The sequence below is a fragment of the Actinoplanes sp. KI2 genome, from assembly GCF_025630775.1.
Classification (GTDB): Bacteria; Actinomycetota; Actinomycetes; order Mycobacteriales; family Micromonosporaceae; genus Actinoplanes.
The window spans coordinates 28,673-50,287 of record NZ_JAOSZE010000056.1 but is presented as its reverse complement, the minus strand read 5'-3'; the positions used below and the strand labels follow the sequence as shown (position 1 = coordinate 50,287).

At 69.9% G+C, this 21,615-nt stretch carries 19 protein-coding genes and 1 pseudogene; 6 read left to right on the top strand and 14 right to left on the bottom strand.

The features are described 5' to 3' along the window. Positions 1-131 precede the first annotated feature (131 nt). A complete protein-coding gene (locus ODJ79_RS40495) occupies positions 132-920 on the top strand; it encodes a sporulation protein (protein WP_263029013.1) in 789 nt (262 codons plus the stop codon). On the opposite strand, the gene dtd is transcribed toward ODJ79_RS40495, so the two are convergent. From dtd to ODJ79_RS40480, 3 genes are read right to left on the bottom strand one after another with little or no spacing between them, the layout of a single operon-like run. Beyond that, on the bottom strand, positions 917-1,339 hold the full coding sequence (gene dtd / locus ODJ79_RS40490) for a D-aminoacyl-tRNA deacylase (protein WP_263029012.1): 423 nt from the start codon (positions 1,337-1,339) through the stop codon (positions 917-919). The genes ODJ79_RS40495 and dtd overlap by 4 nt on opposite strands. Before the next feature lie 13 nt (positions 1,340-1,352). Continuing rightward, positions 1,353-3,911 carry a bifunctional GNAT family N-acetyltransferase/acetate--CoA ligase family protein gene (locus ODJ79_RS40485; RefSeq protein WP_263029011.1) on the bottom strand — a complete coding sequence of 853 codons (2,559 nt, stop codon included), beginning with the start codon at positions 3,909-3,911 and terminating at the stop codon, positions 1,353-1,355. Positions 3,912-3,921: 10 nt separating this feature from the next. Further along, positions 3,922-5,106 carry an acetoin utilization protein AcuC gene (locus tag ODJ79_RS40480; RefSeq protein WP_263029010.1) on the bottom strand — a complete coding sequence of 395 codons (1,185 nt, stop codon included), beginning with the start codon at positions 5,104-5,106 and terminating at the stop codon, positions 3,922-3,924. 104 nt (positions 5,107-5,210) lie between these two features. On the opposite strand from ODJ79_RS40480, the gene ODJ79_RS40475 reads away from it, so the two are divergent. Beyond that, positions 5,211-5,903 (top strand): metal-dependent transcriptional regulator, encoded by a 693-nt coding sequence (locus ODJ79_RS40475; RefSeq protein ID WP_263029009.1) that lies wholly within the window; start codon positions 5,211-5,213, stop codon positions 5,901-5,903. A gap of 32 nt (positions 5,904-5,935) precedes the next feature. Here the strand turns inward: ODJ79_RS40475 and ODJ79_RS40470 are convergent, their stop codons facing one another. Next, the gene (locus ODJ79_RS40470) at positions 5,936-6,493 is read right to left on the bottom strand and encodes a hypothetical protein (RefSeq protein WP_263029008.1); all 558 of its coding nucleotides are present in this window, start codon (positions 6,491-6,493) and stop codon (positions 5,936-5,938) included. 134 nt (positions 6,494-6,627) lie between these two features. Between ODJ79_RS40470 and ODJ79_RS40465 the strand changes: the two genes are divergently transcribed. Further along, positions 6,628-7,530: an alpha/beta fold hydrolase gene (locus ODJ79_RS40465; protein ID WP_263029007.1), complete on the top strand. Its 903-nt coding sequence runs from the start codon at positions 6,628-6,630 to the stop codon at positions 7,528-7,530. Here ODJ79_RS40465 and ODJ79_RS40460 read toward each other — a convergent pair. From ODJ79_RS40460 to ODJ79_RS47325, 3 genes and pseudogenes are all read right to left on the bottom strand, one after another. Next, positions 7,502-7,930, bottom strand: a complete 429-nt coding sequence (locus ODJ79_RS40460) for an SRPBCC domain-containing protein (RefSeq protein ID WP_263029006.1) — start codon at positions 7,928-7,930, stop codon at positions 7,502-7,504. The genes ODJ79_RS40465 and ODJ79_RS40460 overlap by 29 nt on opposite strands. 32 nt (positions 7,931-7,962) lie before the next feature. After that, on the bottom strand, positions 7,963-8,358 hold the full coding sequence (locus ODJ79_RS47330; RefSeq protein ID WP_411267420.1) for a hypothetical protein: 396 nt from the start codon (positions 8,356-8,358) through the stop codon (positions 7,963-7,965). A 30-nt stretch (positions 8,359-8,388) separates the two neighbouring features. Continuing rightward, positions 8,389-9,111, bottom strand: a pseudogene (locus ODJ79_RS47325) (beta-L-arabinofuranosidase domain-containing protein); the annotation flags it as partial. Between the two features lie 137 nt (positions 9,112-9,248). Between ODJ79_RS47325 and ODJ79_RS40450 the strand changes: the two are divergent. After that, the gene (locus ODJ79_RS40450; RefSeq protein WP_263029005.1) at positions 9,249-10,280 is read left to right on the top strand and encodes a LacI family DNA-binding transcriptional regulator; all 1,032 of its coding nucleotides are present in this window, start codon (positions 9,249-9,251) and stop codon (positions 10,278-10,280) included. Here the strand turns inward: ODJ79_RS40450 and ODJ79_RS40445 are convergent. The 3 genes from ODJ79_RS40445 to ODJ79_RS40435 form a co-directional block, all read right to left on the bottom strand. After that, entirely contained in the window at positions 10,264-10,965 is a 702-nt protein-coding gene (locus tag ODJ79_RS40445; protein ID WP_263029004.1) for an HAD family hydrolase, read from the bottom strand. The genes ODJ79_RS40450 and ODJ79_RS40445 overlap by 17 nt on opposite strands. A gap of 62 nt (positions 10,966-11,027) precedes the next feature. Further along, complete coding sequence (locus ODJ79_RS40440) at positions 11,028-11,600, bottom strand: hypothetical protein (RefSeq protein WP_263029003.1); 573 nt, start codon at positions 11,598-11,600, stop codon at positions 11,028-11,030. A 330-nt stretch (positions 11,601-11,930) separates the two neighbouring features. Further along, positions 11,931-12,236: a hypothetical protein gene (locus ODJ79_RS40435; RefSeq protein WP_263029002.1), complete on the bottom strand. Its 306-nt coding sequence runs from the start codon at positions 12,234-12,236 to the stop codon at positions 11,931-11,933. Positions 12,237-12,426: 190 nt separating this feature from the next. Here ODJ79_RS40435 and ODJ79_RS40430 point away from each other — a divergent pair, with 190 nt between their 5' ends. After that, the gene (locus tag ODJ79_RS40430; protein WP_263029001.1) at positions 12,427-13,020 is read left to right on the top strand and encodes a DNA-binding response regulator; all 594 of its coding nucleotides are present in this window, start codon (positions 12,427-12,429) and stop codon (positions 13,018-13,020) included. Here the strand turns inward: ODJ79_RS40430 and ODJ79_RS40425 are convergent. Beyond that, positions 13,017-16,556 (bottom strand): hypothetical protein, encoded by a 3,540-nt coding sequence (locus ODJ79_RS40425; protein WP_263029000.1) that lies wholly within the window; start codon positions 16,554-16,556, stop codon positions 13,017-13,019. The two genes, ODJ79_RS40430 and ODJ79_RS40425, sit on opposite strands and share 4 nt — an antisense overlap. A gap of 100 nt (positions 16,557-16,656) precedes the next feature. On the opposite strand from ODJ79_RS40425, the gene ODJ79_RS40420 reads away from it, so the two are divergent. After that, positions 16,657-17,148, top strand: a complete 492-nt coding sequence (locus ODJ79_RS40420; RefSeq protein WP_263028999.1) for a hypothetical protein — start codon at positions 16,657-16,659, stop codon at positions 17,146-17,148. Positions 17,149-17,330: 182 nt separating this feature from the next. On the opposite strand, the gene ODJ79_RS40415 is transcribed toward ODJ79_RS40420, so the two are convergent. The 3 genes from ODJ79_RS40415 to ODJ79_RS40405 form a co-directional block, all read right to left on the bottom strand. Next, a complete protein-coding gene (locus tag ODJ79_RS40415; protein ID WP_263028998.1) occupies positions 17,331-20,249 on the bottom strand; it encodes a vitamin B12-dependent ribonucleotide reductase in 2,919 nt (972 codons plus the stop codon). Between the two features lie 28 nt (positions 20,250-20,277). Further along, positions 20,278-20,730, bottom strand: a complete 453-nt coding sequence (gene nrdR, locus ODJ79_RS40410) for a transcriptional regulator NrdR (protein WP_263028997.1) — start codon at positions 20,728-20,730, stop codon at positions 20,278-20,280. Between the two features lie 316 nt (positions 20,731-21,046). Continuing rightward, on the bottom strand, positions 21,047-21,367 hold the full coding sequence (locus ODJ79_RS40405) for a LysM peptidoglycan-binding domain-containing protein (protein WP_263028996.1): 321 nt from the start codon (positions 21,365-21,367) through the stop codon (positions 21,047-21,049). Positions 21,368-21,615: the final 248 nt, after the last annotated feature.

The window sequence follows — 21,615 nt, the reverse complement described above, 5'->3', positions numbered from 1 at the left end:
CAAGCGTCCGGGTGGCATGAATCAGGGAGAACCCTGACGTCGCCAAGCCGACAGGTGGGTGGAATGCCGGATCTGGGTAATTGTGTTACGTCGATGCTGTCCTTCACACGCCGTCCGGGAGGGATCGGTTCATGGTCTTCAGACGAATGTTGCGGGCGATGGGTGTGGGCGGCCCGTCGGTCGAGACGGAGCTCGTCAACCCGAACTGCCGGCCGGGCGGCTACCTCGAGGGTCAGGTGCGCGTCGCCGGCGGTGATCACGCGGTCGACGTGGAGTATCTGGCCGTCGGCCTGATCACCCGGGTCGAGGTGGAGACCGGCGACGCCGAGTACAACACCGACCAGGAGTTCCAGCGGCAGCGGCTGACCGGCTCGTTCCGGCTCGACCCGCAGGCGCGCTACGACGTGCCGTTCCGCTTCGACGTGCCGTGGGAGACGCCGATCACCGAGGTCTACGGCCAGCGACTGCACGGGATGACCATGGGGCTGACCACCGAGCTCGAGGTGGCACGCGCCGTCGACAAGTCGGATCTCGACGCGGTCGCCGTGCACCCGCTGCCCGCGCAGGAGCTCGTGCTCGACGCGTTGCTGCGGCTGGGCTTCCGGTTCAGCCGGGCGGACGTCGAGCGCGGCCGCGTCTACGGCGTCGAGCAGCGGCTCCCGTTCTATCAGGAGATCGAGTTCTACCCGCCGCCGGCCTACGCGACCGGCATCAACCAACTCGAGCTGACCTTCATCGCCACGCCGGAGCTCCTCCAGGTGGTCCTCGAGATCGACAAACGCGGCGGCCTGTTCGGCGAGGGCCACGACGCGTTCGGCAAGTTCGACGTCGACTACCAGACCGCCGACCAGGTGGACTGGGCCGGTCAGCTGGACAACTGGCTGCGGCAGTCCGCCCAGCGACGCGGCCTGTACTTCTAGATTTCCAGCAGCAGGGTCCGCGGCCCCACGTTGACGCTCTCCACGAGCATGTGCGCCCGGAACCGGCCGGACTGCACCGTCGCACCGCGTCCACGCAGCGCCTCGACATACGCATCGACCAGCGGCTCCGCCAGGTCGGCGGGGGCTGCGGCGCTCCACGTGGGCCGCCGCCCCTTGCGCCCGTCGCCGTAGAGCGTGAACTGGCTGATCACCAGCAGCGGCGCGGCCACGTCGGAAGCGGACGCTTCATCGTCCAGAATGCGCAGCTCGTAGGTCTTACGTGCCAACTCGGCCGCCTTGGCCGCGGTGTCGTCATGCGTCACGCCGACCAGCACCAGCAGGCCGTCCTCGATCTGCCCGACGACCTCGTCGTCAACCGTCACACTCGCCCGGCTCACGGTCTGCACCAATGCCCGCATGGCGGGCATTCTCTCAAGACGCGTTGTAGAGACGTCGCGGGCCGGTGTCCGGCCGGGGCGCGGGCGGGCCGAGCTCGGTGGCGACATGCAGGACCGAGATGCCGTCGGGCCGGGCCAGCACCGGGTTGAGCATCAGCGACCACAGCCGCGGCTGCTCGTCGGCCAGGCGACCCACGCGCAGCAGCAGGTCGATCAGCGCCGCGCGGTCGACCGGGGCAGACCCGCGGTACCCGTGCAGCAGCGGCGCCGCCCGTGGCTCGTCGACCAGGGCCTCGGCCGCGCGGTCGGTCAGCGGCGCCGCCCGCCACGCGAGGTCGCCGAGCAGCTCGCCGGCCACGCCGCCGAGCCCGAAGCCGACCACCGGACCGAAGGCCGGGTCCTCGACCACCTCGATCATCGTGGCGACGCCGGGCGCGACCATCGTCTGCACCAGCACGTACGGCCCGAACCTGGCGGACAGATCGCCGTACGCCGCCCGCACGTCCCCCTCGTCGGCCAGCGCCAGCCGCACCGCGCCCAGGTCAATGCGGTGCCGCAGCGAGCCCCTGGCCGCCTTGAGCGCCACCGGGTACCCCAGGGTCTCGGCCGCCGCGATCGCCGACTCGACCGAGGTGGCCAGAGTGGACGGCACCACGTCGATGCCGTAGGCCGCGAGCAGCTGGGCGGGCGGCCCGTCGAGGTCGACCGCCGACGGGTCGACCCTGGGCAGCGCCGGCGTCACCCCGGGCGGGCGCCGCAGCCAGTCCGCGTACGTGGCCACCCGGGCCAGCGCCCGCACCGCCTCCTCCACCGACGGGTACGCCGGTACCCGCGGCGGGAGGTTGCCGAGCAGGAACGTGGCGACGGTCGGCTTCTCGCCGGCCAGCGCCACGCCGGCCAACGCCGCCGCGAAGTCGGCATCCTCGTCGGGAAGCTGGCCCGGCAGCGGCGGGGCGAAGACCACGACCAGCGCGTCGGCCCGGTCGTCGACGGCCGCCTCGGCCAGCGCGTCGGCGAAGTCGTGCGCGCCGGCCTGCGGGCTGATGTCGTGCGGATAACCCTCGGCGACGACCAGCCCCGCCGCCCGGCAGGCCGCCACCGCGAGCTGGGACAGCGCCGAGGAGTTGCCGACCACGGCCACCCGGCGCCCGGCCGGCAGCGGTTGATGGGCGAGCAGCATGCCCACGTCGAACAACTCCGACACGGTGTCGACCCGGATCACGCCGGACCGGGCGAACAGCGCGGTCACCGCGTTCGCATCGGGCGTCGGCAGGTCGCCGGCCAGGCCCTGCGGACGGGTCGCCGAGGCCACCGCGACCACCGGCTTGACCCGGGACATGCGGCGGGCGAGCCGGGCGAACTTGCGCGGGTTGCCGAAGGTCTCCAGGTAGAGCAGCACCACGTCGGTGCCGGGATCGTCCTGCCAGTACTGCAGCAGGTCGTTGCCGGAGACGTCGGCCCGGTTGCCGGCCGAGACGAAGCTGGACAGGCCCAGCCCGCGCCGGTCGGCCTCGGCGAGCAGGGCCACACCGAACGCCCCGCTCTGGCTGAAGAAGCCGACCCGTCCCGCGCCGGGCAGCGACGGCGCGAGCGTGGCATTCAGGCGTACGGCCGGGTCGGCGTTGGCGATCCCCATGCTGTTCGGCCCCACCACGCGCAACCCCGCGTCGTGCGCGCGTTCCACCAGCGCACGCTGGGCCGCGGCGCCGTCCGCGCCGGCCTCGGCGAAGCCGGCCGAGACGACCACGATCCCGCCCGCGCCGCTCGCCGCCGCGTCCTCGATCGCGTCGCCCACCGCCTCCGGCGGGACCGCGATCAGCGCCAGGTCGACCGCGACGCCGGCCTCGGTGGCCTCGGTGGCCGATCGGTACGCCGGGAGGCCGGCCACCCGGGTCGCCCGGCGGTGGACCGGCACGATCGTCCCGGTGTAACCGCCGTCGCGCAGGTGGCCGAGCATCGCGGCGCCGATGCCCTGCCCGCTGGCGCTGGCGCCGTAGACGGCCACCGCCCGCGGCGCGAGCAGCCGGGCGATCGAGCGTGCCTCGGTTCGCTGTTCCCGCGCCTCCTGCACCTGCCGGGACTTCTCGGTCGGCTCGATCGGGAACTCGAGGTGCACCACGCCGTCCGCGTAGCGCCGCTGGATCAGGTAGCCGAAGTCGCTGAACACCCGCAGCATGCCGCCGTTCTCCGGCAGGACCTCGGCGACGAAGCGGGTGATCCCGTTGTCCCGGGCGGCGTCGGCGAGGTGCTCGAGCAGCACCGAGCCGATGCCCCGGCCCTGGTGCGCGTCCTCCACCACCAGCGCGACCTCGGCCTCGGGCGAGTCGTGGCCGAGGCGTTCGTAGCGCCCGACCGCCATGATGCGCGGGCCGCTGACCAGGATGAACGCCTCGCGGTCCCGGTGGTCGACGTTGACGAACCGCTCGAGGTCGCGCTCGGGGATGCGCGGGTAGGGCGAGAAGTAGCGCAGATACCGGGTGCGCTCGCTCAGTTGGGAGTGGAACTCCACTATGGCCGATGCGTCGTCCGGCCGGATCTGCCGCAGGTGGGCGGCCGACCCGTCGGAGAGCAGGACGTCTGCGCTTTTCTCCACGACGGCTCCTCTAGTCGCGGGGGTCGTGCGGGTCGAGGCCGTGCAGCGGGAACACGGCCGTCCGGGTGGCCAGGATGGCCCGGTCGACCGCGTCCGGCGTGGTGCCCGGCTCCCACCGCTCGACCGGCGGGTCGGTGCCGTCGGTCATCGCCTCGGGCACCGCGCGGCCGGGGCAGCGCTCGGTCGCGAACTTTCGCCAGGCCGGCGGCGTCCGGGTGGCCGGGTCGAGCGGCTCACCGGTGGCCACCGCCAGCAGATGGGTCCAGGCCCGCGGGACGACCTCGACCAGCGCATACCCCCCGCCACCGGTGGCCACCCAGCGGCCGTCGCACAGCTCGTCGGCCAGGGCGCTCATCGCCACGTACGCCGCGCGCTGGCCGTCGACCGACAGCCGCAGGTCGGCCAGCGGGTCGAGACGGTGGGCGTCGGCACCGCACTGGCTGAAGATGATCTCGGGGGCGAAGGCGCGGACCACCGACGGCACGATCGCATGGAAGGCACGCAGCCAGCCGGCGTCGGAGGTGCCGGGCGGCAACGGCACATTCACCGCCGCGCCCTGGGCGTCCGGCCCGCCGACCTCGTCGGCGAACCCGGTGCCCGGGAAGAGCGCGAGCGGCGACTCGTGCAGGCTGACCGTGAGCACCCGCGGGTCGTCGTAGAAGGCGGCCTGCACGCCGTCGCCATGGTGGACGTCGACGTCCACATACGCGACCCGCTGGGCACCGCGGTCGAGCAGCCGGGCGATCGCGACCGCGGGGTCGTTGTAGACGCAGAAGCCGGACGCCCGGGCCGCCATCGCGTGGTGCAGCCCGCCGGCCACGTTGACGGCGCGGGTCGCCGTGCCGTCCCACACGGCGTCGACCGCCGCGATGCTCGCGCCGCAGATCCGCGCGGACGCCTCGTGCATGCCGTCGAACACGGGGTTGTCGGGGGTGTTGAGACCCCAGCCGCGGAAGAACGGATCGCTCGGGGCGAGCCGGACGGCGTCGAGATAGTCGGCCCGGTGCACCCGGGTGAGCTGGTCGTCGGTGGCCGGCCGCGGTGTGATCATCCGCACCCCGGGGCGGTCGAGGACACCCAGCTCGCGGGCGAGCGCCATGGTCAGGGCGACCCGCACCGGATTGAGCGGATGGTCGCCCATGTCGTACTCGAGCAGGGCTTCGTCCCACACCACGGCGGTCGTCCGGTCTGCCATGACGTCATGCTGCCACGCGCACCGAGACTTTTCGCCGTGCCCGTTTCGGCCGGTCCATCACCCTCCGTTAACAGGGTAATATTTGCAGCTGGGAGGGGCGCACCGTGAATGATCTTGTTGATACGACGGAGATGTATCTCCGCACCATCCTCGAGCTCGAGGAGGAGGGTGTCCCGCCGCTGCGTGCGCGCATCGCCGAGCGCCTGCACCAGAGCGGTCCGACGGTGAGCCAGACGGTGGCCCGGATGGAGCGCGACGGTCTGCTCACCGTCGAGGGCGACCGCCACCTGGTGCTGACCGGGGCCGGCCGGGTCGCCGCGGTCGCCGTCATGCGCAAGCACCGTCTCGCCGAGCTGCTGCTGGTCAACGTCATCGGCATGCCCTACGAGGAGGCCCACGAGGAGGCCTGCCGCTGGGAGCACGTCATGAGCGACCAGGTCGAGCGCAAGGTCTACGAGCTGCTCAACCGGCCGACCCGCTCGCCGTACGGAAATCCGATCCCCGGCCTCGACAAGCTCGGCCAGCCCGACGGCGAGTCCGACGAGAGCAGCGTGCCCGGCCCGGGCGAGCGCAACCTGGCGTTCCCGGGGCTGACCGGCAGCGTCGTGGTGCGCCGCATCTGCGAGAGCGTGCAGACCAACGCCGACGTGCTGCGCCAGTTGCACGCGGCCGGCATCGACCCGGGCACGACGGTGACCGTGGCGCAGGAGCGCGACGCCGTGACGATCGACCGCTCCGGCGACAAGATCCGGCTGCCGCGCGAGGTGGCGTCGCGGGTCTTCGTGGCCGCACGCTGACATCGCGGCGCGCTGACCGCAGCGCCCCACCGCTAGCCGGCGGTGGTGTCCATCGCCTTCGCGAGGGCGAGCAGGTTGTTGTTCATCGCCGTCACGTCGGCGGGCTTGGCGGTCTTGGCGAAGGTGAAGCGCAGCGTCTGCAGCTGCTTCGCCTCGCTGAGCCAGCCGATCTCCACGGTCGGCCCGTGCCCGCCCGTAGCCGCCGTGTTGAGGCGATAGGCGGCCTTGCCCAGACCCTTGAGCGTGGTCGCCTTCTTCGGCTTGAGCTCGGCGAGGAAGAGCGAGGCGTCGGCCTGGGTGCTCTCCACCACGGAGAGTGCCAGGTCGGGCCAGTCGCTGCCGACCGTCTGCACCACGCAGGTGGAGGTGTCGTCGACCTGGTCGGAGGCGGCCACGTCGAAGGTCACGCCGATCTTGGATTCGATGAAGTCGTAGCCCCACAGGATGCACGCGCCACCGGCCGAGGCCGCGGGCTGCTCGGCCAGCCCGACCGAGGGCAGCGTGTCACTGTCGTCGGCGTCGGCGCGGTTGTCGCAGGCGGCCAGGCCGAGCAGCAAGGCGGCGCCGAGCACGACAAAACGCGAGCGCACGAGTGATCCCTCCCGAGAGTTTCGGGGCATACCGTACTTTGCGCGGCGATCGGACGAAAGTCGGAGTCAGGCACCGAAGGCATACTCTCTGTAACGATTAACGGCGAGCCGATCCAGGAACCCGAGGAGACACCGTGATCAACGACCGCCTGATCGATGCCGGGGAGCTTCCGCTCGCGGTCCGCGACTTCGGCGGCGACGCCCCGCCGCTGCTGCTCCTGCACGGCGCCGGCGGCAACCTCGCCCACATGACCACGCTGGCCCGCGCGCTTCGCCCGCACCACCGAGTAGTCACGATGGATCTGCGCGGCCACGGCCGTTCCGGCGACGGCGTCTGGACCTGGGACGCGGCGCTCGGCGATCTGGCCGCGGTCTGCGTGCAGCTGGAGCTGGACCGGCCCGCGGTGGTCGGCCACTCGCTCGGCGGCATGCTGGCCGCGCTCTGGGGACAGCGGCACCCCGAGGCGCCCGGCGTGGTGAGCCTCGACGGCAACCCGCCGCCGACCCGGCCCGAGCACCTGCCCGGCCTGGACCCGGAGAAGGCGGCGGCCGAGCTGGCCCGGCTGCACGCGATCTTCGACCGGGCCCAGGCGCTGGCGGGCGCGGTGATCCCGGCCGACCAGCTGCCCGACCTGGTCGAGCGGCAACAGATGACCGCTCGCGACATGGGCGCGAACGAGAAGGTGTGGATCGAGGGCTTCCGCCGCAACCTGGTGCACGAGAACGGCGAGACCTCGACCCGCCCGTCCGCGGCCACCACGTCGCAGCTACGCACGCTGATGAACGAGCTGGACCTGGGCCCGGTCTACGCCGCCACGACCTGCCCGGAGCTGCTCGTGCTGCCGACCCGCGACCTGCCCGAGCAGGAGCCGTTCGCGGAGCTCTACGCGGCCCACCGGCGCTACCTCGTGGACCAGGCCGCGGCCGCCGGCCACCCGCGTTACCTCTCGCTCGCGGACGCGTCGCACGCGATGGTGGTCGAGCAGCCGGCCGTCCTGGCCGGTCTGATCACCGATTTCCTGTCGGGGAGCCGTTAGCGAGATAGCCAGGCAGCCGGTCGAGGCAACTCTGCCAGCCGGCCCGATAGTCCACCGCGGTGGCGGCGTCGATCCGGTCGTGCACGACGACCAGGTCGGTGCCGTCGCCCGCCGGAGTCAGCTCGATGGTGACCCGGCTGTCCCGATCGTCCCCGGTCCAGCGCCACACCTGCACGATCCGGCGTGGCCGATCAAGCTCGACATATGTCCCCGAAAACCCCATCCCGTCGGCGTAGATCCCGAACCGGCCGCCCACCACGGGATCGGAGGTGGCCGCCGGTCGCACCGACTGCGGCCAATACCAGGCGGCCAACGCCCCGGCGTCGGTGAGCGCCTGCCAGACCTGCTCCGGCGTGGCCTCGAGATGCGCCTCGACTCGCGCCGACTCGTCAAAACCCACGCCGGTCACCCTGCCATCGACCGCTTACTCTTTCAAACGGTTCGGCTTACCCTTTCAAACGGGTCGGCGGGCAACCAGACGCGCATCGTGGACGGGCCGCGACGGGCCCACCGGTGGTACGGGAGCAGCGGGATCACGACCGGATCGGGGCGTTCGGCGGCGGCGCGGCGACTCTGGTACGGCCGTCCGGTATCGGCCGGGTGGGTGCGATGCCCCTTGACCGCGCCGACCTCGGGGGCGACCGACGTGTCGACCTGGATCTCGTCGAGGCGGACGCCGTCCTCCTGGTCGATCGACTCGGCGCAGAGCACGACCGGGCCCACCTCGACGGCCGCGCAGCCGCGCAGCGCGTCGACCCGCGGGTCGGGAAACGTCCATCGTGGACGCATCGGCAGCTCCAGGCGGATCTGTTCCTGTTTCTTGAACACGCGCCGATGCACGCTCTCGGGGCCGGTGGCCCACTCCGGGATCCGGAAGGTCAGCGTGCGCGGGGTCGGCGGTGCCTCGACCACGGTCACGGTGACCACGCCGGCGTCCGGATAGGCGGTGTCGACGTCCAGCACCATGCCGCCGGCCTCGACCCGCATCGGCGCGTACTGGTGCAACTGCACGCCGCCCGGGTCCTCGGTGGCGAAGTAGGTGCCGAGCGAGGCGACCAGCCGGGCCACGTTGTTGAGGCAGCAGGACACCTCGAACCAGGGCGCGCGGGCGCCGCCGCCGAAGCGCAGCTGCACCCTGTCCTGGGACACCACTTCGGTGGCGACTCGCTGGTGCAGCGTGTGCGCGTAGAAGAACGACCGGCCGTCGTCGGCGACCGCGGTGGCGATCACGTTGTGCAGCACCCGGTCCACGATGTCGCCGTACCGCAGGTCGCCGGTGGCCAGCAGCAGCCGCTGAGCCAGCATGATCGTGGCGACGCCGGCGCACGTCTCCGAATAGGCTCGGTCCGGAGGCAGCACGAAGTCCTCGCCGTAGCTCTCGTCCAGGTGCCGGGAGCCCATCCCGCCGGTGAGGTGGGTACGGCGCGCGAGCGTCCGCTCGAACTGCCGGGCCACCGCCTCCAGCAACTCGTCGTCGCCGGTCTCGACCGCCACGTCGACGGCGCCGGCGGCGAGGTACAGCGCGCGGACGACGTGGCCGTGGAAGACCTCCCCGTTGCGCACCGGCACCGCGTCCTGGAAGTACTGGCAGCCGTGGACCCACCTCCGAAATTTTCGAAAACCTTTTCGGGAATGGTGTCAGGCCCCGCTCTGCAGTGTCAACGGCGACTTTCGGGTCAGGCCTGCTATGCTGCCGAAAACATTTCGGGAGGAGCCCGGTGCCCAGGAAACGCGCGCAGGTGACGCTCACGGACGTCGCCAAGCGGGCCGGGGTCTCGGTGGCGACCGCCTCCAAGGCGCTCAACGAGCGGGACGAGGTCGCCCCCGGCACTCGGCAACGGGTGCTGCAGGCCGCCGAGGAGCTGTCCTTCCAGCCCAACGTGCTGGCCCGCAGCCTGATCTCCGGCAACACGCGTACGGTCGGTCTGCTCACCGACGAGCTGTCGGCGGCCCGGTTCGCCATCCCGGTGCTGCTCGGCGCCGAGAACGCGCTGGGCAACGAACAGATGAGCGTCCTGCTCTGCGACGCCCGCGGCGACGCGATCCGGCGGCGGCACTACATCCGTACGCTGCTGGCCCGCCAGGTGGACGGCTTCATCATCCTCGGCGACTCGAACGAGGTCCGCCCCTCGCTGACCAAGGAGATCCCAGTCCCGGTCGTCTACGCGTACTGCGAATCGGACGACCCGGACGACCTGTCGGTGGTGGCCGACGACGCCGGCGGCGCGCGGCTGGCCGCCGAGCACCTGGTCAGCCTGGGCCGGAAAAGGATCGCCCACATCACCGGCGACCCGGGGTACCGCGCGGCCCGCGACCGCGCCGCGGCGCTGACCGAGGTGCTGGATGCCGCCGGGCTGCCGCTGGTCGGGGAGGCACTGTTCGGGCAGTGGTCGCAGCGGTGGGGCCGGCACGCCACCGCCCGGTTGCTCGCCTCGCACCCCGACGTGGACGCCATCTTCTGCGGCAGCGACCAGATCGCGTCGGGGGTGACCGAGGCCCTGCGCGATCTGGGCCGCACCGTCCCGGAGGACGTGGCGATCGTCGGCTACGACAACTGGGAGGTCATCGCCACCGAGTGCCGGCCGCCGCTGACCACTGTGGACCTGAACCTGGAGCAGCTGGGCACGACGGCGGTCCGGCACCTGTTCGCGGCGCTGGACGGTGACCGCCACTCGGGCGTGATCCGCCAGCCGGGCCGCCTCGTGGTCCGCGAGTCCACCGCGGTGGCCGGGCTCATTCCCCCCCGTTGACCATTCGCAGGACCATGCCCAGGCCGTGCACCGGGCCCGTCGTCCGGGGCAGGATCAGCGTTCGAATCTGCAAAGGCACTCCCCCGACGTCGTCGCGAGGGCTGTCGCCGACCATCAGGGTCTGGCTGCCCGGGACGTCGAGCAGGTCGAGCGCGCGGGCGTAGATCGCCGGGTCGGGCTTGACCAGGCCGACCTCGAAGGAGAGCAGCACGCCGTCGAGCAGCCCACCGACACCGGCCCGATCGAGCAGGGGACGAATGTCCAGCCCGACGTTCGACAACACCACGATCCGGATGCCGCGCGATCTCAGCGCCCGAAGCACCGGCTGGGCATCGTCGAAGAGCACCCACTGATCCGGCATCACCGCGTACAGCGCAGCGATCAGATCGGGCTTGACGCCGGGGCACAGCGCGACAGTCCGGTGGAAGACGTCCCAATGACGCGCCTGGCTGAGGTCGCGCTCGCTCCCGGGGTCGATGGTGTGGGCGTGCTGCCAGATCTGGTCGAGATGCTCGCGCAGGCCCGCGATCTGGTCGGCGCTCAGGTCCGGCTTCGCCGTCCCGTCCTCGGTCAGACGGCGAAGGGCGGCGTCGATCCACCGTCCGGCGTCGCCGCCTCCGACCAGCGTGCCGTGGAAATCGAAGATGACCCCGTTGATCGGCTCGAGTACCCCGTCGATGTGCATGCCGCAGCCTAAACAGACGAAACCCGGCCGCTGACAAACAGCGGCCGGGCCGGCGATACGGTCTAGGCGGCGACCGGGGTCTTCTCGAACACCTGCTCCTCCGGGGCCACCCGGCGGGCGTGCCGGTAGCCGAGGCCGGTCAGCACGAGCAGGGCCGCGGCGCCGATGAAGCTGGCGATCGCCGCGTACAAGGCGATCTGACCGAACTTCCAGAAGGCGTACGCGTTCAGCAGCATGCCGCGCAGCGTCTCGCCGCGGAACAGGGTCTGCACCTGCTGCTGCAGCTGCTGATCGGTCGGGTTCTTCTGCGCCTCGCTGCTGACCTGCGCGTAGGTCTTGCCGCCGGCGACCTCGGCGAGGTGCACCTTGATGAAGTGGTCGGCGTACGCCTCGGCCTGCGCGCCGGTGGTGAGCTGCTGGCCGGCGTACTGGTTGAGGTAGGGTCCGATCTCCGGCGAGGCGAGGGCCTCGCTGCCCTTGGGCGGGAAGAAGATCTGCTGGGCGGCCAGCTGGTCGTGCACCGTCTGGTTCGCGAAGTGGTAGCCCCAGGTCAGGAGGCCACCGGCGACGAGGAGGCCCACCGCGAGCACCCCGCCCACGGCGGTGAGGATGATGTCGAAAGTCCTGCGTCGCATGGCGCACCTCGAAGATCGTTCTGATGTGTACGGGATCAGTCTCCGACCGACGACAGTCGCTGATCAGGACCATGTTTCCCGCCACGACGGGTCGAAGGTCCCGTCTTCTCCGCGGTCCGAGGGAAGCGCCCAGCACCCGGCCGTCGCGCCGATCACCGCGACTCGACCTCGATTTTGATCCTCGGCGTTGGTCGAACCTGGCAGCCAGATGGCTTTGGGCCACCTCGGCGTGCTGCCAGACCAGGCGGAACGGCCACTCGGCTCACGGCCATGGGCGTGCACCAGTACGTCGCGCATCTCGAGCACCAAGTTTGCGGAAACGGCTCGGCGTCACTCGTACGGTGCGTCCGGCGCACGGTACGGAGCACCGTCGCTCCTGTACGTCGGGCTCATCTCGCGTACTTTCAGCATGACCCAGGCGATCTGCGGGATGGTGATGTCGTGCCGATTGGTCTCGGCCCGGATCGTGGCGCTGATCCGCGACGGATCCCACTGTGGATACCGGGTGGTGATTCGCCGTACCAGCTCTGCGGCTTCGACGGTGGGCGGCGCAGTCATGCCAGCGGCAAGCTCCGCCAGTGACGCCGACTCGATCGGGTGGGGCTGAGGGAGAAACGGGTCGCCGTAGTAGGCCATGAGCACCTCCGCCTCGTGCCGTCCGATACTCACGACGCTAGGAAACGGCGCTGGCGCGGGTCCACGACAGATCCCTTGGCAGGCTCCTGCCGTCTTCTGGCGGCACCCCGCCGTGCCCGTCGCGTTGGGGGCCGGTGCGGGATGATCCTGGTCCAGAGCGAGATCCGCCGGCAGAGAGGACTCCCCTGCGGTGGCCGTCCGCGTCGCGGTCGTCGACCCGTTGCCGATGTTCCGGCACGGCGTCACGGCGATCCTGTCCGTCGATGGCCATGCGGTCGACACCCCTGACGATCCGGTGGCGTGGGCGTCGCGGCGCAGTTCCGCCCTGGTGCTGCTGACCCTGGCCCATGAAGCGGATTGGCGTCTGCTCACTCGCCTATGTGAGGTGCCCGAGCCACCGGCCGTGATCGGCCTGATCGACGGCGTCCCGGCGATCCTGGGTCCCAGGGCGATCCGCAGCGGCGCCCGCTCGGTGTTACCGCGTGACGCGGCCGCGCCGTTGCTGCGGCGAACCGTCGAGGCCACGCTCGACGGGCAGTCGGTGATGCCTGCGGTGGTGATGACCGCCGTGCTGGGCTCGGCAGCCGGCACAACGCCCGTGCCGACGGCCGGTGCAGAGTGGCTTCGCGAGCTTGCCGCGGGCAGGACGGTGGCCCAAGTCGCCGCGCAGAGCGGCTATTCGGAGCGGGCGATGTTCCGGCTGCTGAGGGCGCTGTACCGGCAGATGGGAGCCGGCAGCCGGGTGGAGGCAATCATGCGGGCCCGGGAATGGGGCTGGCTTTAGTCTCCGCCGAGCCGGGCAATGACGGGTGCCAGCTGCCCTGGCGGCGTGCCCGACGCATCGAGCGTCCGCAGGAGAAACTGCAACCGATCCGTCAGCCCACGAGCCTTCGCATGAACTCGTTCCTGGTTGTCGCCGCTGATGGCTTCCATCGCCGCGTCGAGGGTGTCGCGCCGCTCGAGCAGACGGCCGCAGCGCGCGAAGGCCTCGAAGTCTCTTGTGGAGAAGGTCTCGGGATCGTCTTTCAGACGTTCGGTGGTCGTGGCAAGCAGCCGGTCGAACCACTCCGAAGCACCAGCAGGTTCGGTGAGCCGGGTGGCCAGCGCCAGTAGGGCCAGCACGGCCATCGGCTGCTGCGGCCTGCGGTAGTGGGAGGCCCGCCTGATCTGCCGCGCCGCCTCCTGGAAGTTGCCCTGCCGCAGATGCGCGACGCACAGCGTCGTGCGGGCCCGGCGCAGGACGGACGCGTTCTCCAACCGCAGTGCGAGGTCGACGGCGTCGTGGGCGAGACGCACCGCCTCGTCGACGGATCCGCCCTCGAGGTGGGCGCCCAGAAGCAGATCTGCTTCGCTCTCCAGGCAGGCCGCGATCAGTGCGTCCTCGTGGCGCTCGGTGGCCATCTGTGTGGCTGAGGCCAGCCAGGTCCGGGCGGCGTCGAGGTCGGCAAGCTCGGCGTACCAGCGCACCAGCCGCAAGATGATCGTGAGCCGCCGATCGTCGGCGATCCCGGGCAGGTCCAACGCGGCCCGGGCCTGGGCGACGGCGCCCTCGTAGTCGCCGTGCCGGCGGCGGCAGTACGCCAGGCCCTCCAGCGCTCCGGCGCGCCCCGCCCGATCACCCGCCGCGAGCGCCTCCTGGTGGGCGTAGGTGAACTCTGCCTCTGCGCGTCCTGTCCGGCTCGCGGCAAGATTCAGCAGGCCGAGATTGTTGTGCAATGCGACTGCGTCGGTGGCCCTGCCGTGTTGGTGGGCTAGTTTCAAAGCGTTGCCGTATACCTCGTCGGCTTCCTCGAGCCGACCGCTGGTGTAGTAGATGCTCGCGATGGCATTCTCGTTGGACAGCCGGTCCTCGGGATGCTCCAGCTCGTCGCGGACCGTCAGGCGCTGTTGCAGCAGCAGATGGCTACAGTTCCAGACCCGCAGCACCTTGTCGATCTCATTGATCACGCTGTGTGCCGCGACGAGCTCGCCTCCGGCGATCAGCGCCTCGACTTCCGCGAGCGGGATCCTCAGGTCCTCCACGGTCCGCGGCGCGGACGCACGCAGGCCGTAGAGCGTGTTCGCCGCTCGAACCCGTAGTCTTCGCCCCTCGGTGGCTGGCAGGCGCGACAGGATGGTCCCGGCGTCAGTGCACGGCAGGAAGACGTCGCCACCGCTGGTCCAGCGCAGAACCTGCGCTTGCTGCAGAGACTTCACCGCCCGTGTCACCTGAGTCAGGGACCACGTGCCGGCCAGCAGGTCCGCGATCGCGGAGGACGGCACGGCGGTGCCGAACGCCGCGACCGCGTGCAGGACGTCGCGCCGCCAATCGTCGACCGTTTCCATCAGCAGTCCGGTGATGTGCGATGCCACCGCATCCTCGACGTCGCGCGGCAATCCGTCGACGATGGTCTGCAGGTCGACCGCGCTGCCGCAGACGATCGCGCAGACCAACTCACCCAGGCGCGGGTTGCCCTGCAGACGCTGCCACAGCTTCCGTTGCTGGTCACCCGGTAGCGCGTCGAGTTCGAGCATCCCGTTGTAATCGCGGGTGCGTAGGAAGGTCAGGAACTGCGGCAACCCGACTCGACCCACCACGATCGGTTCGTCGACTTCCGGCCACCCGAAGCCGGACGGCGAGACCGGGTCCTGCTGCGTCGCGAGCACGATCGAGATCCGGCGATCCGGCTCATCGCTGAGCATCGCGAACGCTTCGTCGAGGTCCCAGTCGGCCAGCACCCGGCTGCGCGGATCCAGCAGACTCTCCGCGGAGTCGACCGCCACGACCACCGGTGGGCCGCCGAGGTCATCGAGCACGGCCTCGAGCCGCGCCAGCGACGACCTGCCCACCGCCGGCCTGCCCGGTAACGGCTCGCCGCCGATCAGGTCGATCAGGGTGCGCACGTCCAGCCGCCGGTCCCGCGACGCGAGGTACTTTCGGATGTGCACGCTGCGCTCGTTGGCGTCGCCGTTCTGCAGCGCCTGGAGTGTCACGTCGAGCAACTTGGTCTTGCCCATCCCCGGACGGCCCCGCACCACGACCATGCCGAACGGGCCAGTGGCCAGACGAGTCCGCAGCCTTCGGTGCTGGTCCTCACGCCCGAGCAGATCTACCGTGGCGATGCCCGGGTCACCGGACTGGCCCGCGCTCCGACCGACGAGAGCCGGTGGCTGTTGCGCGGACGGGCTCGCATCGGCGGGACGGGCCGGGCTCAACGCGTGACCGTACTCGGCGAGAAGTCGCGTGGCGGCGGCCGCCGCCAGTTCGAAACACCACTGTTTCGCCTCCCGCTCGCGTTCCTGCGCCCTGCCCGGGGAGCCGGCTTCCAGATGGAGCTTGCGTCCCAGATGAACCAGAGCCGCTCCGATGAGGCCGACCAGGCACTGCGGTTCCCACGAATCGCCCAGGCCGCTGGTTGCCGAGAGGCCGGAACCGACAGCGTCGTAGATCGCACGGCTGATGTCGTGAAACTCGCTGATCCGGCGGGAGGGCGGACCGTAGGGGTTCACCATGGCATCGATGTATTCGCGCCCGCGGTTGCTCACCTCCGCGAAATCGTCCAGTGCCAACGCCACGAGCAGGTGCATCGGATCGTTGGCCAGTGGCGCGTCGGCGGCGAAGTGATCGTAGTCGATCAGCCAGAAATCAGCGGCAGGCGCCGGATGAGCCTGCAGCAGGATGTTGCGGGCGCTCAGATCCCCGTGGGCCTTACCGATATGCACGTCCAGGACCAGGTCGGCGTGTTCCCCGTGTAGAAAGGATCTCGGGTCGTCGCTCAGCGGCCTCGATGGCGTCCACGAGCGCACGTCTTGCGCTCGCGGCCCGACGATGGCCGCGACGACCTGCCCGACGGTTCGGTCTCGCACCTTGATGCCTGACCGGTTCCAGTCGGCGATCACAGAACGGACGACGACACCGCACCGCCGATGAAAGTCGCGGTCCTCTCGCAACTTTGCCAACGCCTCGTACCGGGAGAGCTTGTCGCCGGCGACATGCATGAACACGATGAGTCTGTCGCCCGTGAGCGGTAGCGGTGGATCCTCCGTTGCCGCCAGATGTTTCCGGCAGAACGGGTCTCGCTCGTCCCACGCCTCGGCCAGTCGGTCAGCACGATCCGCCGACGCGCAGAACTTCAGAATGACTTGATCGTCATGGCCATGCCTCTTCCGACGCTGGACGCGGGCCACCGGGCTTCCGCTGCGCCCGGAGCCGAACCACTCCTTGAAGACCAGGCTGTACGACTGGCCTCGGAGCGCCCGCGTGACTTCATCGACACGTGCCCGACCATCCTCGTCCAGGCCCTCTTTCCACCGCTCCGGTTCGACGAGTTCGCCCCGCATGCTCGCCTCCCCCGGTGTCGCTGACGCACTGTCGTCAATCTATGTGCCGTGCGTGATCAACTAAATAGGCTGAAGACCCCGATCCCATCGAAGGAGCGCAATGCCTGATCAGCTGTCCGACACCGCCAAGGCCAGAAAGGACATCCTCTGGGGGATGTACGCCGATCTGCGGCTGCACTCCCGGCATGCAGAGACGCTGCGCTCCAACGTGGTCAACTTCATGATCGTCATCGCTTCGCTGCTGATCGCGGCGATCTCGGCCGACGGGCACGTGCGGTCGTCGGACCTCGCGCTGTGCCTTGGGGTGGTGTGTGTTGGCCTGCTCGGTCTCGGATTTGCCGCGTCCTACACCGAGCTGCACGAGCGCAATCGGCGCCGTGCCATGCGTCTGCGAGACGTCCTCGACGCCGAATTCCTCACCGGCCCGGAACCCGGCATCGAGGATCTGCTCGAGGAGTCGGACCGCTCGCACGAGGCCAGTCGGCTCTACCGGTGGAGCCGCGCCGTCACCGGCAGCACCCAGCGGTTCTGGTTCGCACTTCCGGTCCTGGTGCTCATCACGGGTGTTGCATTGACGGCAGTGGCAGCCTGAACCTGGACGCACCAAGCGGGCCATTGCACGGGAACACGCGCCTCCTGCGCCTACGAGAGCTGTCATTGCTTGGTGGGACACGCAAAGGGCGGCCCCGGATCACTCCGAGACCGCCCTTCCTGCTATTTCACTGCTTATCCTTGCTTCCCGCTATGTTGCATCCGATGCGATAGCGGAGGGCTTCAGCTGCAGCCGGAGGTCGAGCCGCAGCCCTCGCAGACGTAGCAGCTGCCCGCGCGGCGCATCTTGGTGCCGCACGTGAAGCACAGCGGCGCGTCCGCCGCCTGTCCCGTCACCACTTCCAGCAGCTCGGTCGACGAGCCGATCGAGACCGGCACCGCCCTCTCCGTGTCGGCGGGTGAGGCGGCCGGGGCCGGCGCGTCCGAGGAAGCCGCGCCGACCGGCGCGGACACCGGTGCCGACACGGCCATGCCGGCCAGATCGGCGGACGCCGCTGCGGCCTCGGCCGCCGCCTCCGCCTGCACCTGGGCGGCTCGTTCCTTAGCCGTGAAGATGCCCAGGTCGGCTCGGGTGTCGTAGGGCAGGAAGTCCAGCGCGAGGCGTCGGAAGATGTAGTCCATCACCGACGCCGCCATGCGGACGTCCGGGTCGTCGGTCATGCCGGCCGGCTCGAAGCGCATGTTGGTGAACTTGCCGACGAACGTCTCGAGCGGCACGCCGTACTGCAGGCCGATCGAGATCGCCACCGAGAAGGCGTCCATGACGCCGGCCAGGGTCGAGCCCTGCTTCGACATCTTGAGGAAGACCTCGCCGAGGCCGTCGTCGGGGTAGGACGACGCGGTGAGGTAACCCTCGGCGCCGCCGACCGAGAACGACACGGTCTCCGACGGCCGCTTCTTCGGCAGCCGCTTGCGGACCGGGCGGTACTCGACGATCTTCTCGACGACCTTCTCCACCTCGGCGGTCGGAACGGCCTCGACCGACGTCACCACTGGTGCGTTAGCGTCAACAGACTTCTTCGCAACAGAAAGAGGTTGACCGACTTTGCAGTTGTCGCGGTAGATCGCCAGCGCCTTCAGGCCGAGCTTCCAGCCCTGGTAGTGGATGTTCTCGATCTCCTCGACGGTCGCCGACTCGGGCATGTTGACCGTCTTGGAGATGGCGCCCGAGATGAACGGCTGGACGGCCGCCATCATCCGCACGTGGCCCATCGGCGCGATCGCCCGGTCGCCCATGGCGCAGTCGAAGACCGCGTAGTGCTCCGGCTTGAGGCCGGGAGCGTCGACGACGTTGCCGTGCTCGGAGATGTGCTCGACGATCGCCTCGACCTGCTCCTCGGGGTAGCCGAGGCTGCGCAGCGCGCGCGGCACGGTCTGGTTGACGATCTGCATCGAGCCGCCGCCGACCAGCTTCTTGAACTTGACGAGGGCCAGGTCGGGCTCGATGCCGGTGGTGTCGCAGTCCATCATCAGGCCGATGGTGCCGGTGGGGGCGAGCACCGACGCCTGGGCGTTGCGCCAGCCGTTCTTCTCACCGATCTTGAGGCCGCTCTGCCACTGCTTGGTGGCCTCCTTGACGATCGAGGTGGCGACCAGGTTGGTCGACTTGATCTCGTCGTTGGCGGCGGCGTGCTTGCGCATGACGCGCTTGTGCGCCTCGGCGTTGCGGGCGTAACCCTCGTACGCGCCGACGACGCCCGCGATCTCGGCGGAGCGGCGGTACGCCGTACCCGTCATCAGCGAGGTGATCGCGGCGGCGACGCTGCGGCCGGCCTCCGAGTCGTACGGCAGGCCCGAGGCCATCAGCAGCGCGCCGATGTTCGCGTACCCGATGCCGAGCTGGCGGTAGGCGCGGGTGGTGATGCCGATCTTCTCGGTCGGGAAGTCGGCGAACGCGATCGAGATCTCCATCGCGGTGATGATGAACTCGACGCTCTTGACGAACTTCTCCACCTGGAAGCCGCCGTCGGCCTGGAGGAACTTCATGAGGTTGAGCGACGCCAGGTTGCACGACGAGTCGTCCAGCGACATGTACTCCGAGCACGGGTTGGACGCGGTGATCCGGCCGGTCTCGGGGTTGGTGTGCCAGTCGTTGATGGTGTCGTCGTACTGCAGGCCCGGGTCGGCGCACTCCCACGCGGCGGTGGCGATGTCGCGGAACAGCTTCTTGGCGTCGATCCGCTCGATCTCCTCGCCGTCCAGCCGGCCGCGTAGCGCGAAGTCGGTGCCCTCCTCGTACGCCCGCATGAACTCGTCGGAGACCCGGACCGAGTTGTTGGCGTTCTGGTACTGCACGGACACGATGTCGGCGCCGCCGAGGTCCATGTCGAAGCCGGCGTCCCGCAGCGCGCGGATCTTGTTTTCCTCGCGCGCCTTGGTCCAGACGAACTCCTCGACGTCCGGGTGGTCGACGTCGAGGATGACCATCTTGGCCGCGCGCCGGGTGGCGCCGCCCGACTTGATCGTCCCGGCGCTCGCGTCGGCGCCGCGCATGAAGCTCACCGGTCCGCTGGCGGTCCCCCCGGACGACAGCAGTTCCTTGGACGAGCGGATGCGGGAGAGGTTGACGCCGGAGCCGGAGCCGCCCTTGAAGATCAGCCCCTCCTCCTTGTACCAGTCCAGGATGGAGTCCATCGAGTCGTCGACCGACAGGATGAAGCAGGCGCTGACCTGCTGCGGCGACTGGGTGCCGACGTTGAACCACACCGGCGAGTTGAAGCTGAACACCTGGTGCAGCAGCATCCAGGTCAGCTCGTGGTCGAAGAGCTCGGCATCCGCCTTGGTGGCGAAGTAGCCGTGCTTCTCGCCGGCCTTGCGGTACGTGTGGACGACGCGGTCGATGAGCTGCCTGAGCGACCACTCCCGCTCCGGCGTGCCGACGGCGCCCCGGAAGTACTTGGTGGTGACGATGTTCGCCGCGTTCACGCTCCAGAACGCGGGGAACTCGACGCCCTTCTGCTCGAAGTTGATCGAGCCGTCCCGCCAGTTCGTCATGACGACGTCCCGGCGCTCCCACTCGACCTCGTCGTACGGGTGGACGCCCTCGGTCGTCCAGACCCGCTCGACCCGCAGCCCCCCGCCGGCCGCGCTGCCGTTCGTCCGGCTGCGCTGCCGTCCTGCTGTGATGCCGTCCCCGGCCATACTGCTCCCCCTCGATGGAACTTCGTCGTCAGTTGTTCTGGTTCTCGCGCAGCGAGGCGATTTCCTTCTCGAACTCGTCGAGCGAGTCGAAGGACTTGTACACGCTGGCGAACCGGAGGTAAGCCACCTGGTCGAGCTCCCGCAGCGGGGTGAGGATTGCCAGCCCCACCTCGTGACTCGGGATCTCGGCCGCACCCTTGGCCCGGACGGTCTCCTCGACGCGTTGCGCGAGCTTGGCGATCGCGTCCTCGTCGACGGGACGGCCCTGACAGGCCTTGCGGACCCCGCTCATGATTTTCGTCCGGCTGAAGGGCTCGGTGACGCCGCTGCGCTTGACCACGGCGAGAACCGCCTCCTCCACCGTGGTGAAGCGCTTGCCGCACTCGGGGCACGAGCGACGGCGCCGGATCAGCGCCCCGTCATCGGCCTCACGCGAGTCGACCACGCGCGAATCGGCATGGCGACAGTACGGGCAGCGCACGTCGATCTCCCTCCGGAGCCTGCTCCCACGGCGTCTCCGGGCATGCCGAAACGCGACGTCGCGATGGTCATTTTCATCGCGCCGCCGTGGACGGCCTGTGGATAACCAGGGGGTCAAACCCCAACCTGTGGATGACTTACACCCTTGTAACTACTAGATGTTGGGGTAGACGCTATGCCCCGGCGGACGCGGACGCAAGTTCAGCGATGTGCCGACGCGCCGTATTTTCGGACTCAACACGTGCGGTGTACCGCCGACTACCGAGCGCCGCTCTTCGTCCCGTTCTTACAAGATCACCGCAGGGTTCATCGCATGATCACGTGCGCGGAAGGGTGAGCACCTGGCCGGGCTGGAGATCGTTGCCGGTCAAATGGTTGAGCCGGCGCAGCTCGCCCACGGCATCGCGGACGTCACGGCCGGGCCGGACCGCGGCCGCGATCGTCCACAGCGTGTCGCCGGACCGGACAGTGATCGTAGGGGCCGGGGTGGCGGGGTCACCGGCGGCCCGGGACGCCGTGGTGAACAACACGGCGCTCGCGGCGCAGGCGACCAGCGCCAGCAGCGTCAGCACCACGGCCCGGCCGCGGCGGGTCAGACGCAGTGGCGGCTCGGCCCGCCGGAAGGTATGCGCGACCATCACAGACCCCCAAGATCAACGGTTAGGACACTCGTTCGATCGAACGCCCGTACGACGGTTTACCAGAACACACGTACGGAAGTCGAGCTTCCGAGCGCGACACGCCGAAGTGAATGTCGTACAGATGTTTGAATATGTCGGACCCCACCACTACGGTTTTCCGACAAGAGGGGTCAGCCGGGCGAACGCCATCCCCACGGCGTTGCGCGCCGGCACCGCGAGCGCACCACGTGCCGATCAGGCACTTG

Bases quoted from the DNA above. Each gene is read 5' to 3' on its own strand.
- ODJ79_RS40495 (WP_263029013.1), top strand. From the start codon at position 132: ATGGTCTTCAGACGAATGTTGCGGGCGATGGGTGTGGGCGGCCCGTCG.
- dtd (WP_263029012.1), bottom strand. From the start codon at position 1,339: ATGCGGGCATTGGTGCAGACCGTGAGCCGGGCGAGTGTGACGGTTGAC.
- ODJ79_RS40480 (WP_263029010.1), bottom strand. From the start codon at position 5,106: ATGGCAGACCGGACGACCGCCGTGGTGTGGGACGAAGCCCTGCTCGAG.
- ODJ79_RS40445 (WP_263029004.1), bottom strand. From the start codon at position 10,965: ATGCACATCGACGGGGTACTCGAGCCGATCAACGGGGTCATCTTCGAT.
- ODJ79_RS40440 (WP_263029003.1), bottom strand. From the start codon at position 11,600: ATGCGACGCAGGACTTTCGACATCATCCTCACCGCCGTGGGCGGGGTG.
- ODJ79_RS40435 (WP_263029002.1), bottom strand. From the start codon at position 12,236: ATGGCCTACTACGGCGACCCGTTTCTCCCTCAGCCCCACCCGATCGAG.
- ODJ79_RS40425 (WP_263029000.1), bottom strand. From the start codon at position 16,556: ATGCGGGGCGAACTCGTCGAACCGGAGCGGTGGAAAGAGGGCCTGGAC.
- ODJ79_RS40420 (WP_263028999.1), top strand. From the start codon at position 16,657: ATGCCTGATCAGCTGTCCGACACCGCCAAGGCCAGAAAGGACATCCTC.
- ODJ79_RS40415 (WP_263028998.1), bottom strand. From the start codon at position 20,249: ATGGCCGGGGACGGCATCACAGCAGGACGGCAGCGCAGCCGGACGAAC.
- ODJ79_RS40405 (WP_263028996.1), bottom strand. From the start codon at position 21,367: ATGGTCGCGCATACCTTCCGGCGGGCCGAGCCGCCACTGCGTCTGACC.